Source organism: Parashewanella hymeniacidonis, from assembly GCF_016900895.1.
Taxonomy (GTDB): Bacteria; Pseudomonadota; Gammaproteobacteria; order Enterobacterales; family Shewanellaceae; genus Parashewanella; species Parashewanella hymeniacidonis.
In genome coordinates this window covers 1-15,310 of sequence record NZ_JAFEUN010000108.1, presented here as the reverse complement: position 1 = coordinate 15,310, position 15,310 = coordinate 1, and the positions used below count along the sequence as shown (strand labels likewise).

Genomic DNA, 15,310 nt, shown 5'->3' with positions numbered 1-15,310 from the left:
TACCATCAAGGCTACAAGACAGATTTCTTGATAAATAAGCCGAATATATGACAGCAATGAACCCTGTTTTTTCAAAAACTAATGCCTTGTAAATAGGGGAGAGTCCATATATGGGTATATAATCGATTTATTAAATTTAGGTTGTAAGAGTTAGTGACTGATCATTTCGATAATAAGATCAGTCACTACAACTTACTCAAGAAAAATGCTTAAGAAGCAATGTTATCTTGATAGGCAATTACAGCCTGAGTGCGGGTTTTTACATTTAATTTTAAAAAAATGGCTGTTGCATGAGCTTTCACGGTTGCTTCACTGACTTCAAGATCAGCAGCTATTTGCTTATTCAATAACCCTTTAGCGAACATACCAAGAATCTTCAATTGTCTTGGCGTTAATGTAAGTAGCTTATTCTCTTCTTCAGATGTCGAGATTATGGGCTCGACTTTAAACTCACCGGCCAAAACTTGCTTTATCACATCAACCATTTCGGTAGGCTCTGATGACTTAGCAAGAAAAGCTGAAGCGCCAAGCTCAGTTGATTTATTTATTGTTGTTGAATCTTCTTGTCCTGAAATTAATATAATGGGTGTATTTGCGTTCTCTTGCTTAGTTTCAATTAACGCTTCAAACCCATTCGCACCTGGAATGTTTAAATCTAACAAAATCAAATCTGGTGAACGAGCTTCGAGATTGTTTTTGAGTTCATCAATAGTATTTGCTTCAAGCAAAACGACTTGTGAGAAGTGTTGTTTGAGAACGATACTGAGTGCCTGTCTAAACAGAGGATGATCATCTGCAATAGCTATTGTAATCGCATCAGACATTTACATTACCTTGTTATTATTATGTTAATAATTCCCTTTGTAATGATTCTATCTCTTCTATAAACAAAAACAATAACTAAAAGACTGTTTCCCTCTAAATGAATAAAGCTTAACACGTCAAATTGAGAGTTAATTGGTATATTGACCTAATAAACCGTAAACATATAAATAGTTGCATTTGCAACCATTTCCTATTGTTTTTACTCGCTTTTTCGTGGCGAGAAAGAATATTGTGACTAGACTTTAAGTTATTAGAGGTGAATATGTCATCTCCGATGACCTTAAGGGGGCACTATGGGTATCTTTGAGCATTACCAAGCACGATATGAATGTAAATTAGATGAAGAATATTCGCTAGAGGACTTTTTAACAGTTTGTAAAGAAGATAGAAGTGCTTATGTGACTGCATCTGAACGATTATTAATGGCTATTGGCGAACCTGAGGTTATCGACACTTCGAAAGATCCAATCTTGAGTCGAATTTTTTCTAATAGAAGGATCAATCGCTACCCTGCTTTTTCAGAGTTCTATGGCATGGAAGAAGCCATTGAACAAATTGTTTCTTACCTGAAACATTCAGCACAAGGTCTTGAAGAATCTAAGCAAATCCTATACTTATTAGGTCCTGTGGGCGGTGGTAAATCATCGCTAGCAGAAAAACTAAAATCATTAATGCAACTGCAGCCCGTTTATGTGTTGAGTGCAAATGGGGTCCGTAGTCCAGTTAATGACCATCCATTTTGCTTATTCAACCCTTCTGACGATGGAAAAATACTCAGTGAAGAATACGGTATTCCTAAGCGATACTTAAAAGACATTATGTCACCTTGGGCTGTCAAAAGGTTACATGAGTTTGGTGGCGACATTTCAAAATTCAAAGTGGTTAAAGTTTACCCTTCAATTCTGGATCAAATTAGTATTGCAAAAACAGAGCCTGGGGATGAAAACAACCAAGATATTTCGTCGCTCGTGGGCAAAGTTGATATAAGACAATTAGAGCATTTCTCCCAGCATGATGCGGACGCTTATGCGTACTCTGGCGCATTATGTCGTGCCAATCAGGGCGTAATGGAGTTTGTTGAAATGTTTAAGGCCCCCATTAAAGTCCTTCACCCTCTCTTAACCGCCACGCAGGAAGGTAATTATAACGGCACAGAAGGTTTGTCAGCCCTACCCTATAACGGCATCATCCTCGCTCACTCTAATGAATCAGAATGGGCAACATTTAAGAACAATAAAAACAATGAAGCTTTTTTAGATAGAGTTTACATCGTAAAAGTCCCTTATTGTTTACGTATCACCGAAGAAAAGAAGATTTATGACAAGCTTATCTCTAATTCTGAGCTTGCTGAAGCACCATGCGCCCCCTCGACTTTGGATTTACTGGCTAAATTTGCAGTACTTTCACGTATTAAAGTCCCTGAAAACTCATCAATATATTCAAAAATGCGTGTTTATAATGGGGAAAGTTTAAAAGATACGGACCCTAAAGCTAAATCACATCAAGAATATCGGGATTTCGCAGGTGTTGATGAAGGCATGACAGGCTTATCAACCCGTTTTGCATTTAAAATTCTTTCCCGTGTATTTAACTTTGATAGTTCAGAGGTCGCAGCAAACCCAGTTCATCTATTTTATGTACTTGAGAAACAAATCGAACAAGAGCAATTTCCAAATGATGTCGGTGAACGTTATTTAGAGTTTTTAAAAGGGTACCTCATTCCTAAGTATGTAGAGTTCATTGGAAAAGAAATTCAAACCGCATACCTCGAGTCTTATTCCGAATACGGTCAAAACATATTTGATAGATATGTAACCTATGCAGACTTCTGGATTCAAGACCAAGAATATCGCGACCCAGAAACCGGACAACTTTTTGACAGAACGGCATTGAATACTGAACTTGAAAAAATTGAAAAGCCTGCCGGAATAAGTAATCCAAAAGATTTCCGCAACGAAATCGTGAACTTTGTTCTACGTGCGAGAGCAAATCATGGAGGTAATAACCCTGCATGGACAAGTTACGAAAAATTACGCACGGTCATAGAAAAGAAAATGTTCTCTAATACAGAAGATTTACTGCCAGTAATTTCATTTAATGCCAAAACATCCTCTGATGATCAGAAAAAGCACGACGACTTTGTAAATCGAATGATGGAAAAAGGCTATACACAAAAGCAAGTACGCCTGCTTTCTGAGTGGTACTTAAGGGTAAGAAAGTCTTCTTAACAGAAGTGTTTACTCTCAAAGGAGTGAACACGTTTACTCATGTTTAATACCCGTGATAACTCACGATGCAACTTTCAAGGCTCTCTCAGTATTCATTATTCGAGGCGTGAAAGTGAAGGACCAGCGGGACTGATTTTAGCTTTCGAAACAAAGAAGAATGAGTACCGAGAGAACCCACGAAGTGCGAGTTTCACGGGTATGAAGGAGGACTTATGGCAAATTTTATTGACCGAAGGCTTAATGCTAAAGGTAAAAGCACTGTCAATCGTCAACGCTTTATTGAACGGTATAAACAGCAGATAAAAAAATCTGTAAGTGACGCAGTGACACAACGTGGGGTTACGGATATCGACAAAGGGGAAAGCATTAGTATCCCCACTAAAGATATTTCTGAACCTATATTTCATCAAGGTAAAGGTGGAATAAAAAAACAGATCCATCCAGGTAATAAAGAGTTCATTGAAGGTGACAAAATTCCCAAGCCAAAAGACAATGATGGTAACGGACAGGGAGATGGGGATGCTTCTGATTCAGGTGAAGGCCAAGATGATTTTGTATTTCAAATATCAAAAGAGGAATACCTCGAACTTTTATTCGAAGACCTCGCTTTACCAAACTTACAAAAGACTCAGCTAAGTAAAATCGTTGATTATCAAATTCATCGTGCTGGTTTTGCGAATGATGGTGTTCCAGCAAATATTAACATTGTCCGTTCGTTACGTACTTCGCTAGCAAGAAGAATCGCATTAACTGCGGCCAAACGAAAGCAACTTGCTAAATTAATAGCAGAATTAGATGCGCTACTTGATATTCCAGGTTCAGATTCTGATCGTATTGAATCAACAAAGCAACAAATTAAAGAGTTAGAAACAAAAATTAAGAAGGTTCCATTTATTGATACCTTTGATCTCCGTTATAACAACTTTGCAAAACATGCAGTGCCAACATCACAAGCGGTCATGTTTTGTTTAATGGATGTTTCTGGTTCGATGGATCAAGCCACCAAAGATATTGCAAAACGCTTTTACATATTGTTGTACCTTTTTCTCACTCGAACATATGAAAATCTTGAAGTTGTTTTTATTCGTCATCACACACAAGCAAAAGATGTTGATGAACAAGAATTTTTCTATTCTCAAGAAACTGGCGGCACAATTGTTTCCAGTGCACTTAAATTAATGAATGAAATTCAACAAAAAAGATTTCCAGAAAATGAGTGGAATATCTATGTAGCACAAGCTTCAGATGGCGATAACTGGGCAGATGACTGCCATAAATGTATTGAATTACTCTCTAAAAATGTACTGCCAATTGTACGTTATTACTCTTACATAGAAATAACACAGCGTGCTCACCAATCTTTATGGAAGCAATATCAAAAGCTTCAAGAAGAAAACGATAACATTGCTGTACAGCACATCAAAACACAAAATGATATCTACCCTGTTTTCAGGGAATTATTCAAAAAGCAGACTGCATAGGTGATCCAATGACAAAATCAAAACGAGAACCGCTAAGCGATGGACCTGAATGGACGTTTGCTCATCTGGAAAAGTATCAAGCAGAAATTGAACGGGTCGCTGATCACTACAAGCTTGATTATTATCCGAACCAAATAGAGATCATCACTGCTGAGCAGATGATGGATGCTTACGCCGCAATTGGAATGCCTGTTAGTTATACTCACTGGTCATTTGGCAAGAAGTTCATTCAAACTGAACAAAGTTATAAACGTGGACAAATGGGGTTGGCGTATGAAATTGTAATCAACTCAGATCCCTGTATTTCCTATTTAATGGAAGAAAATACAATCACAATGCAAGCCCTAGTGATGGCTCATGCATGTTATGGGCACAACAGTTTCTTCAAAAATAATTATCTTTTTAAAACATGGACAGACGCAAGCTCGATAATTGATTACTTGGTATTTGCCAAGAACTATATTCAAAAATGCGAGCTGGCTCATGGTACTGCTAATGTCGAGGAGTTTTTAGATTCATGTCATGCACTGATGAACTTTGGGGTCGATAGGTATAAGAGGCCAAGTGAAATATCATTCAAACAAGAACAAGCTCGCCAAAAACAACGAGAAGAATATCTTCAAAGCCAAGTCAATGATTTGTGGAGAACACTTCCCCAAAATAATGCCAAACAAAATCAATCTAATGAAAAATGCTTTCCCGCTGAACCACAAGAAAACCTACTTTACTTTATTGAAAAAAATGCACCTCTTTTAGAAAGTTGGCAACGAGAAATTGTTAGGATTGTACGAAAAGTTGCACAGTACTTTTACCCACAAAAGCAAACACAAGTGATGAACGAAGGCTGGGCGACATTTTGGCATTACACCATTTTGAATCGTCTCTATGATGAAGGAGTGGTCACTGATAGATTTATGCTTGAATTTTTACAAAGCCATACCGGCGTAATAAAACAGCAAGCTTTTGATAGCCCTTACTATAATGGGATCAACCCTTACGCTTTGGGTTTTAATATGTTTTGTGATATCAAACGAATATGTGAAGAACCCACGGCAGAAGACAGAGATTGGTTTCCTGATATTGCTGGGAGTGACTGGTTGGAAACATTACACTTTGCAATGAAAAATTTTAAAGATGAAAGCTTCATCAGTCAGTATTTATCTCCTAAAATAATCCGTGAATTTAAACTCTTCAGTGTCGTTAATGACTCCGAAAAAGATCACGTGACCATTTCTGCAATACATAATGAAACAGGGTTTAAAGAAATCCGATATTTGCTCTCTCAACAATATAATCTGTCGAATAACGAACCTAATATTCAAGTTCAACGAGTGGATGTGAATGGTGACCGTTCGTTAACAGTCCGACATGTCCCCCATAACTCAATCCCTCTTGATGACAGCTACAAAGAAGTACTTAAACATTTACACAGGCTGTGGGGCTTTGATATTCATATCGAAGAAGAATCAATTGCAGGAAACATTACACACTTAGCAACATGTCCAGAAAAGTCTATAAATACAGAAAACGAAAAACCACAGCCAAACTAGCTGTGGTTTTTATTTGAATCGATTATGAAGCTTAACTACTAGCCTTCGTGCGCAATTTCTGCAGGAAGGTCATCACGAATAGTCAACCATACCTGACCACTCTCAATACCATATTTCCTCATTAAATCAGGTACTTCTTGGAAGTTTTTTTCTTGACCGAGCTTCTCAAATTCAACGTAAAAATTCTTCGCTAATTTTCTCGCTTCAGGACTTGAAAAATAGTATCTACCAACACGGCTATATAGCCCTTTGAAACCATTTAAAATTAAGACGTAAAGCGGGTTTCCACAAGAGAAGGCTAAAGTATGATGTAACTCGTAATCAAACTCTGCGAAGGCTTCTGCAGTATCTTCCAAGTCATGGCTATTAGCTAGCACGTCACAAACCATTGATGGGTTAGTTCTCACAGCAGAACGGAAATAAATAGTACTAATATTAGTTCTTGCTGATAAAAGTTGGTCTACCAATGTAGGAAAGCCTTCAGGATTCAAATCGGCAATGGTTTCAAGAATATTGAGCCCAGAAGTTTCCCAAAAGTTATTAACCTGTGTTGGCTTACCGTGCTGAATTGTTAACCAGCCATCCCTTGCGAGTCTTTGAAGTACTTCTCTTAATGTAGTGCGAGTAACACCAATTAATTCTGAAAGTTCACGTTCAGCCGGTAAAATAGATCCCGGAGGAAACTTTCCTTCCCAAATTGAACGAACAATATATTTCTCTGCAAAACTCGCAGGTCCTTTGGCATTGATAATCATCAGCCTACTTTTCCAATAAAAATTCGCTTGTAAGTAAACTGATCATACCAGAGCGTGAACAAAATAAAACAATTGGATTTAACGGAATTGTAAAAAAACATCACTTTTTTCGTGTTTATATTATGACAAAGATAGCATTTCGCTCTCGAAGACACTAAAATTTTGCCGCAGACTTCTTATTTTTAATAATTTTAGATTTTTCCTTGATGACATTTAAAGTTTTTATGGACTAGACTGGTCGCAGATTTTTTTAGTTTAAACCACGATCAATTAATCTAAGGCATTAATAATTTTAAAACTTGATTTAGTTGATTAATAATAATATTAGTGAGGATCCTATGCCTGTGACTATGAGTCAGGCGTTTATTGATAACTTCTTAGGCAATTCGCCTAAGTGGTACAAGATCGCAATTTTAGCTTGCTTGATAATTAACCCATTAGTTTTCTTTTTTGTAGATCCATTTGTAGCAGGATGGATGCTGGTTATTGAGTTCATTTTTACCTTAGCTATGGCACTTAAATGCTACCCTCTTCAGCCAGGAGGTCTTTTAGCGATTCAAGCCGTCGCCATAGGGATGACAAGTCCATATCAGGTTCTTCACGAGATCCAAGCTAACCTTGAAGTACTGTTACTTTTAGTCTTCATGGTTGCTGGTATCTACTTTATGAAGCAGTTATTACTGTTTTCATTTACTAAGATTATTACCAAGATACGCTCTAAAATTGTCGTCTCATTAATGTTCTGTTTTTCAGCAGCATTTCTATCGGCATTCCTTGATGCATTAACGGTAATTGCAGTGATCATTGCTGTAGCAATTGGTTTCTATTCGATCTATCACAAAGTAGCATCCGGTAAAAACTTCCATGACGATCATGATCATACCCATGAAGAGCAACAACAGCTTAATCATGATGAACTGGAAAACTTCCGTGGTTTTTTACGTAACTTACTTATGCATGCTGGTGTTGGTACTGCACTTGGTGGCGTATGCACTATGGTTGGTGAGCCACAAAACCTTATTATTGCATCACAGGCAAACTGGGGATTTGCGGAGTTCGCATTGAGAATGTCGCCGGTTACATTACCTGTACTCATTGCTGGTTTATTAACATGTTACATGGTGGAAAAGCTAAAGATATTTAGCTATGGAGTACAACTTCCAGAACGCGTTCATCAAATTTTATCTGAATATGCTGATCATGAAGATAGAAACCGTACCAAAAAAGACAAAGCTAAATTGGTTATCCAAGCTTTAGTAGGTGTTTGGTTAATCGCAGGTCTAGCGCTTCATTTAGCTTCTGTAGGTTTGATTGGTTTATCTGTCATCATTATTACAACAGCATTTAACGGTATAACTGATGAGCATGCTCTCGGAAAAGCATTTGAAGAAGCACTACCGTTTACCGCTTTATTGGCCGTCTTCTTTGCCGTTGTTGGTGTAATTATTGATCAAGGCTTATTTGGCCCTGTAATCAGCTGGGCACTTCATTTTGAAGGTCATATGCAATTAGTTATCTTCTATTTAGCTAATGGTGTGCTTTCAATGGTCAGTGATAACGTATTTGTTGGTACGGTATACATTAATGAAGTTAAAGCAGCATTGCTTGATGGTGTTATTACACGCGACCAATTCGATTTACTTGCTGTTGCGATTAACACAGGCACTAACTTACCGTCTGTTGCAACACCGAATGGTCAAGCGGCGTTCTTATTCTTACTAACATCTGCTCTTGCTCCATTAATCAGACTGTCTTATGGAAGAATGGTTTGGATGGCACTGCCTTATACAATTGTACTTACAATTGTGGGTGCGTTAGCCATTCAACTTGGTGGTCTAGAGTCAATGACGCAATATTTCTACGATGCGCATTGGATAGGACATCATAGTGTTAAAGAAGTAATGGATTCGGCAGTCTCTAGCCATTAACATTTAAATTTCAAATTGTTATAGTTATATCAAGCGCCCCTACTTTTTAGTAGGGGCTTACGATTCCTTGGAGTGGCAATTGAAGCATTTAATTTCATTTTCTCAAACAAGATTAGCTTGGCTAATTTTAACGTTAACAGCCCTAGCTCTTGAAGGCTGTGCGCTTTTCTTCCAGCACGTAATGCATTTAGATCCTTGCGTAATGTGTATTTACCAAAGATTAGCTATGTTCGGTTTATTGGCCGCTGGTTTAATTGGACTGATTAATCCTAGATCCAGATTACTTCGAGCTTTAGGTGTTGTCGTTTGGGGTGTAAGTGCCTCTTGGGGACTGAAAATTGCCATTGAGCTTGTTGAAATAGAACATAACCCGTCACCTTTTGCGACGTGTTCATTCTTACCGGACTTTCCAAGCTGGATGCCTCTACATGAATGGTTCCCATCGGTATTTATGCCGACAGGTATGTGTGGTGAAATTCAATGGACGTTTATGGGCGTATCAATGGCAGAGTGGATGGTTGTAGTCTTTATCGGTTTCTTAGCAGCCTTCGCACTATTCTTCCAAGCTTCAATTAGTAAAACTATTGAGAAATAACAAATCTTTTAAAAACTGTGAGTTGATGTAAAAGTGATATATCAACTCACATTTAAATCTTAATCAATATCGTATAATGGCCACATTACAATGTGATCTTCGAGGTATTTGACACTTCGTTCATCGATTACTTTATCTTTTATTGACATATCCAGCTTATGCATTTTCTTTTTATTGCCAGTGATAAACGGGTGCCACTTAGGTAAGGTTTTGCCAAGATATAAACGGCGGTAAGCACACGATTCAGGCAACCAGTCTAATTCAGAAAGATTCTCAATTGTGATAACAGTACACTCAGGTACTAATTTAGTTCGATTCGAATAGTCTTTACAACTCGCCATTTTATGATCTAAAAGCTTACATGCGGCATCAGTATAAAAAAGCTCATTTGTCTCATCATCAATGATCTTATTTAAACAACACTTACCACAACCATCACAAAGAGATTCCCACTCAAGTGACGTCATCTCCGATAATGATTTTTCTTCCCAAAATGCCATATGCTTACTTTAAGTAATAAAATAAAAACGCCAGATTCTACATCAAGCCTAGCGTTTATTCTGTATATTAGATCGCAAGAGTGCTATTTTTTTCTCAGTATTGGTTTGATTTTTTCTGATAGGTAAGTAATAGCCAATGCCTTTTTCTGGTCAACATCGGGCAACATTTCTAAAATATTAAAATTTTCATAAGTGAGATAATGACGATTGTCTGTTTTTACGGGTTGAATCAACTGCGCAGTTATATCGTCTCGATTAGGTAATGCCGAACCATTATATTTAGTAATACCCAGTGAAACCCAATGTGAAAAAGGCTGCGGAGTTAGTCCTTCATCAGCCAGTTCTATTTTACTATTGATTGCGACTTGTCGACCCCAAGTCATAGAATCATTCCAGCCATTTTTTTGTAAAAAATACGCTGTCGTCGCCAAACTGTCTAAATTGTTATGCCAAATATCAAATTTCCCATCGTTATCCCAATCCTGCCCATACTCAGCAAACAACATAGGGGTAAAAGCTAATTGCCCCATTTTTCCATTCGAATCGGATTTAAAATCTTGTGGCGCAATTTTATTCGAATCAATAGACTTCAATGATGAAAAAAGTTGCTTCTTATAAGTATCTTTACTAGTCTCATAAGCCATTGAGGAATAGATCGAAATAACAGGAAAACTTGAATTATTACTTGAGTCATCAGCAGCTAATGCCCAAGCTGCAAGTATGAATCTTGGTTGAACATTATAATGCTTTGAAATATCGGAGATTGACTGCTTATACTTGTCAACAAAGTCAGCAAGATAATTCAGTTTAGAGTCTGGAACCTCAGATTTTAGATATGCGCCAAGGGATTTTGGCGACACTTCATTCCTTGTCGGCTCTTTATCACCTAACTTTTTAAATGGTTTAGACTGCTTCGACAGTAACTCAATTGTTTCTTTCGATACCCCTTGCTCAAGCGCATCCTTTTGAACACTTTGAATAAACTCTCTAAACGTTTGCTGTTGGGCAAAAGCCACTTGAGTAACAAATAGCAAAGACAAAACCCATAACGATCTTCCAGCCATAAATAGTCCCTATCATCCCTGTACTGTATAAACGACTACACAGTATTTATTACTTTCTTATTGTTGTAGAGAAATATAACTAACGCCAATGACTACTACATAAATTTTCTGAGTATGAACTCAGAAAATTTATCATATCTTCATATTGCTAAAATTGCTATTGCTCAACTTTATCTAAGCCCAAAGAAGCTCGATGTTCTTCGAGTAAATTCTCTTGAGGTGGCGGTAATTGCAAATAGAAGCCTTTAGTGAAAACTTCTTCTTTTACTTTTTCAATATCAGCTATTGCCAATTTTTTTTTCTTACCAAGGGGAAGCAACATAACCAATGATGGGGTACCAAACATCTTCATCAATGGCTCTGGTACATCATCAAAATTGCCTTTTTTTGAAACAAAAAGATAGGTTTCTTGTTTCAAGCTACTTTTATAAACAGCGCAAATCATTTTGTTTAATAAATCCTAAAGTTACAACTTGCCAGATAACTATCGACACTATAACATGAACGCTTAAAATTATAATCAGATATCTGGTACAAACCAGATGGAATAAGGGTATTGTTTTAGAATGCCAAGATCTAGTTTCGAATTAAAAGGGTCATCTTTTACCCTATCAGTGCTTCACTTGAAGACATCAAATCTAGAGCAAATCAAAAGTGAATTAGTTGCAAAACTTGCATTAGCTCCCCACTTTTTTATTGGCGCTCCTTTAGTTTTAAATCTATCTCAAATAGTTGAAAAAGAGTTCAACATTGGTGATTTAAAGCAAATGCTAGCGGAAATGGATTTAGTGATAGTAGGTATTACAGAAGCAAGTAATACCTTAATTGAACAAGCCAAATCCGTAGGTTTAGCCTCAATAAAAACAGGCAAAAGTGTAAATACACCAACAATCCCTAAAACAACCAAAGTTATTAAAAAAACCGTTCGCTCAGGCCAACAAGTTTATGCAAAAAATGCAGACTTAATCATTATTGGCTCTGTTAGTAACGGTGCAGAAGTAATCGCTGATGGCAGTATTCATATACACGGTACCATAAGAGGTAAGGCCATGGCGGGTGCAGCAGGTGATAAACACTCGGTAGTTATCGCCCACAACCTTCAAGCTGAACTAATTTCTATCGCAGGCCAATATTGGCTTAATGATAAAATTCAAGAGCAACTTGAACAGCCTGCGAACTGTATTCGATTAGAACAAGAAAATTTAATTTTAGAACCATTACCTTTTTAAAGGAAAGGAAAGAATTTATGGCGCAAGTAATTGTAGTGACGTCGGGCAAAGGTGGTGTAGGGAAAACAACATCAAGTGCCGCAATTGCAACTGGTTTAGCCTTAAAAGGCCACAAGACCGTAGTAATTGATTTTGATATCGGTTTAAGAAACCTTGACTTAATTATGGGCTGTGAACGTCGTGTAGTTTACGACTTTGTAAATGTTATCAATGGTGAAGCTAATTTAAATCAAGCTTTAATTAAAGATAAGCGCAACCCTAACCTCTTTATTCTTCCAGCATCTCAAACAAGAGATAAAGATGCTTTGACAGTGGAAGGTGTAGGAAAGGTACTTGATAACCTTAAAGCTGATTTCGATTATATTGTTTGTGACTCACCTGCGGGTATCGAGCAAGGCGCAATGATGGCTCAATATTACGCTGACATTGCCATCGTCACAACAAACCCTGAAGTCAGCTCTGTTCGGGATTCAGATCGAATCCTTGGAATTTTACAAAGCAAATCTAAGCGTGCGATTGAAAACCTTGAGCCAGTGAAAGAATATTTACTTCTTACTCGATACTCCCCTAAGCGTGTAAGCACTGGTGAAATGCTCAGTGTCGATGATGTTAAAGATATCTTAGCAATTGATTTGATCGGTGTAATCCCTGAGTCTCAGGCTGTATTGAAAGCATCGAATGCTGGTGTACCAGTAATCCTTGATGAAGAGAGTGATGCGGGGGAAGCCTATAAAGATGTCATCGAACGTATGATGGGATCTGAAGTACAACTGCGCTTCATTCAAGAACAAAAAAAAGGGATTTTGAAAAGGATTTTTGGAAGCTAAATTATGTCATTGATAGATTACTTTAGATCAAATAAAAAACAAACCTCTGCTTCTGTCGCAAAGGATAGACTTCAAATAATTGTGGCTCATCAACGTGGTGAACGTAGTGGGCCAGATTATTTGCCAGAAATGAAGCAAGAAATCATTGCCGTCATCAAGAAATATGTAACAATTTCAGAAGAGCAAGTTTCAGTTCAGATGGAACAAAATGATGAAAACTTATCTGTATTGGAACTCAATGTAACTCTACCAGATAACGCAAAATAATTTTGCCATATCGATAAAAGCTCAACCGTTTGATGTTGAGCTTTTCTATATTTAACATCCTGTATTTTTAACTATTTTCGTCACCGTTCACCGAGGGCCGGAGCGTACTTTGCTAATGTGAGTGCCCTTTTACAGCACCAAAAATCAATAACTCTCGGTACACATCGCTAAGCATGCTACGCTGCAACTTATTTTTCATACTTCTTTTCCGAGATGTTTCCATTTTAGCTAAATTCAATGCAAGCCCCTAGTATCAATGGTAGTTTTACTTTTTATTTTTCGGTGTCGCTCAACAGCTATGATTGTCTGGATCGATGGCCATTTCTTATAGAGCTCTTCATTTGCTACAAACGACGGTATCTGGAAAGTTGTTCGAACTTCCTCTAGACCATGACCTTTATTTGTCGTTGTAAAACTGGCTGTTTCTACATTCGAAGCGTGGGCTTTGGAAAATTGCTCCTGAATGGCTTGATATAAGTGTTTTTGATTGCCTTTCACTTGCACAACGTAATCTGCTTTTCTTGAAATTATTGCTTCTAAAGTTTCAGGCTGCGCATGAAGTGCATCTAGTGTTATCAGGGCATTATCAATTTTTAGCATATTCAGTAAAGTTTTGCCGGTCTCAATTTCTTTCCCATTACCTGATGACAAATCTTGATAAAGCGCTAATCCCGAATTTATGTAATATCCACCGACAGAATGAAATGATTTATCACCAAGTTTAGATGCCATTTAATTGCCTTTCCATCAATGGCTATAAGTGGCTTATCTGATGTTTTTCGCTTTTCATTTATTCAGCTAATAAGGCTTAATTGCAGTACTTCAGGGTCTATCGCTTGTACAATTCCAGCAATAGTATGCCTTCTGGGATGCCTTTTTTAAATGCTCGAAATTGACGAAGCCAATTGATCTTGAGTTCACCAAATTTCTGGATTTCAGCCCAACCATCTTGCCCACTAGTAATTGCAGAAAAAACAAGAAATAGAACATCAACAAGGTTATGGCGTTGATTAATATGGGAAAGAGGATCTTCGATTAATGATAAATGTTCAAATAAGGACATGATGTTTGAGGATGAGTTCGTTTGATGATCTGATCACCATTATTCCAGAAAGTTCAATCCTTTTTAGAGTATGATCCGGCCCTGCTCACAAACCACCCCACTTGAAAAATAACGAAAAATAATGCTCACTGTAAAAATCACTTAGACTTTTATTGATATATACCCATATACTTGAAGATGCTCGATTTCAGCGAGAATGCACAACTTGTTAATCAAGGCGACGGTGTGCGGCAATAGTGAGCTATTGTTAGCACTGGCAACGAAGAGTAACAAGCTGTGCAACTCGCACTGCGTGGACTTCTCAGCGCCAATTCTTCTTTGTTACATTAGCTCGAAAGAATCCCGATATTCCTTCGCTAATGCGCCTAAAAGAATTGACGCTGAAAAAGTCCTGAAACATGCATCTTCAAGTATCATGGGTATAAACGATTGCGGTTACTTATCGTTACACTTTTAGTATAACTTTATTCGAGTATTATTTTTTGATTTTAACAACTTCTTGGTTGGCAACATTATCGAGGAGCGATATGGCAGAAGCATTAGGAAAAATAAGAATATCTTTCTCAAATAATACGCAGAAAGTTACAGACTGCCAAGAGTTTGCGATTTCTGATAGTGACTCTCAAAAAGTCAGGTTCCAACTTAACCACAGTGAAAGCGTCGAAGGATATCTTTACCGTAGTGAAAAGCTTATTGACAGCCCTAACCAGCAAAACTTATTCAAAAATCTAACTAAGTTCTTGAATGAATCAACGGTCTTTACGATCGAACACATGAGTAAAGGTCTTTCGTTCACCTTTACTGAAAAACCGGTCACTAAAAGTGACAGCCGAAATAAATTAAAGTATTTCCTGTGCCTCTAAAGCATAAAAGCAAAAGGTAACTATTCAGCTGGGTAAATAAAGATATCAGGCAAGTGCCCGCTGAACAGCAGGTTCAACGAGGTTGAGGCTGTGATATTTTGCTTTCGACAACTCGAAACGTAACTGCGTATGGCA

The 15,310-nt window shown here is 37.5% G+C and carries 14 protein-coding genes and 1 pseudogene; 9 read left to right on the top strand and 6 right to left on the bottom strand.

Annotated elements, in window-relative coordinates; translation table 11 throughout:
* Positions 1-209 precede the first annotated feature (209 nt).
* Positions 210-824, bottom strand: a complete 615-nt coding sequence (locus JQC92_RS17710; RefSeq protein ID WP_205000884.1) for a response regulator — start codon at positions 822-824, stop codon at positions 210-212.
* Positions 825-1,118: 294 nt separating this feature from the next.
* Here JQC92_RS17710 and JQC92_RS17705 point away from each other — a divergent pair, with 294 nt between their 5' ends.
* The 3 genes from JQC92_RS17705 (at position 1,119) to JQC92_RS17695 (ending at position 6,084) form a co-directional block, all read left to right on the top strand.
* Complete coding sequence (locus JQC92_RS17705; protein ID WP_205000883.1) at positions 1,119-3,053, top strand: PrkA family serine protein kinase; 1,935 nt, start codon at positions 1,119-1,121, stop codon at positions 3,051-3,053.
* A gap of 212 nt (positions 3,054-3,265) precedes the next feature.
* On the top strand, positions 3,266-4,534 hold the full coding sequence (locus JQC92_RS17700; protein ID WP_205000882.1) for a YeaH/YhbH family protein: 1,269 nt from the start codon (positions 3,266-3,268) through the stop codon (positions 4,532-4,534).
* An 8-nt stretch (positions 4,535-4,542) separates the two neighbouring features.
* Positions 4,543-6,084: a SpoVR family protein gene (locus JQC92_RS17695; RefSeq protein ID WP_205000881.1), complete on the top strand. Its 1,542-nt coding sequence runs from the start codon at positions 4,543-4,545 to the stop codon at positions 6,082-6,084.
* A gap of 38 nt (positions 6,085-6,122) precedes the next feature.
* Here JQC92_RS17695 and fadR read toward each other — a convergent pair whose 3' ends face one another.
* A complete protein-coding gene (gene fadR, locus JQC92_RS17690) occupies positions 6,123-6,839 on the bottom strand; it encodes a fatty acid metabolism transcriptional regulator FadR (protein ID WP_205000880.1) in 717 nt (238 codons plus the stop codon).
* 338 nt (positions 6,840-7,177) lie between these two features.
* Here fadR and nhaB point away from each other — a divergent pair, with 338 nt between their 5' ends.
* Both nhaB and dsbB read left to right on the top strand, forming a co-directional pair.
* A complete protein-coding gene (gene nhaB / locus JQC92_RS17685) occupies positions 7,178-8,767 on the top strand; it encodes a sodium/proton antiporter NhaB (RefSeq protein ID WP_205000879.1) in 1,590 nt (529 codons plus the stop codon).
* A 79-nt stretch (positions 8,768-8,846) separates the two neighbouring features.
* Positions 8,847-9,362: a disulfide bond formation protein DsbB gene (gene dsbB / locus JQC92_RS17680; protein ID WP_205000878.1), complete on the top strand. Its 516-nt coding sequence runs from the start codon at positions 8,847-8,849 to the stop codon at positions 9,360-9,362.
* Positions 9,363-9,421: 59 nt separating this feature from the next.
* Here the strand turns inward: dsbB and JQC92_RS17675 are convergent, their stop codons facing one another.
* The 3 genes from JQC92_RS17675 to JQC92_RS17665 form a co-directional block, all read right to left on the bottom strand.
* Entirely contained in the window at positions 9,422-9,862 is a 441-nt protein-coding gene (locus JQC92_RS17675) for a YcgN family cysteine cluster protein (protein WP_205000877.1), read from the bottom strand.
* A gap of 83 nt (positions 9,863-9,945) precedes the next feature.
* On the bottom strand, positions 9,946-10,926 hold the full coding sequence (locus JQC92_RS17670; protein ID WP_205000876.1) for a lytic murein transglycosylase: 981 nt from the start codon (positions 10,924-10,926) through the stop codon (positions 9,946-9,948).
* A 157-nt stretch (positions 10,927-11,083) separates the two neighbouring features.
* Positions 11,084-11,371, bottom strand: coding sequence for a YcgL domain-containing protein (locus JQC92_RS17665; protein ID WP_205000875.1), 288 nt, complete (start codon positions 11,369-11,371; stop codon positions 11,084-11,086).
* Between the two features lie 121 nt (positions 11,372-11,492).
* Here JQC92_RS17665 and minC point away from each other — a divergent pair, with 121 nt between their 5' ends.
* From minC to minE, 3 genes are read left to right on the top strand one after another with little or no spacing between them, the layout of a single operon-like run.
* Positions 11,493-12,155, top strand: coding sequence for a septum site-determining protein MinC (gene minC / locus JQC92_RS17660; RefSeq protein ID WP_205000874.1), 663 nt, complete (start codon positions 11,493-11,495; stop codon positions 12,153-12,155).
* 17 nt (positions 12,156-12,172) lie between these two features.
* Complete coding sequence (minD, locus tag JQC92_RS17655) at positions 12,173-12,982, top strand: septum site-determining protein MinD (RefSeq protein WP_205000873.1); 810 nt, start codon at positions 12,173-12,175, stop codon at positions 12,980-12,982.
* A gap of 3 nt (positions 12,983-12,985) precedes the next feature.
* Entirely contained in the window at positions 12,986-13,249 is a 264-nt protein-coding gene (minE, locus tag JQC92_RS17650; protein ID WP_129947331.1) for a cell division topological specificity factor MinE, read from the top strand.
* A gap of 112 nt (positions 13,250-13,361) precedes the next feature.
* Here the strand turns inward: minE and JQC92_RS17645 are convergent.
* A pseudogene (locus tag JQC92_RS17645) lies at positions 13,362-14,312 on the bottom strand (ISAs1 family transposase).
* A 527-nt stretch (positions 14,313-14,839) separates the two neighbouring features.
* Between JQC92_RS17645 and JQC92_RS17640 the strand changes: the two are divergent.
* Positions 14,840-15,175 (top strand): hypothetical protein, encoded by a 336-nt coding sequence (locus JQC92_RS17640; RefSeq protein WP_205000872.1) that lies wholly within the window; start codon positions 14,840-14,842, stop codon positions 15,173-15,175.
* The last annotated feature ends 135 nt before the right edge of the window (positions 15,176-15,310 follow it).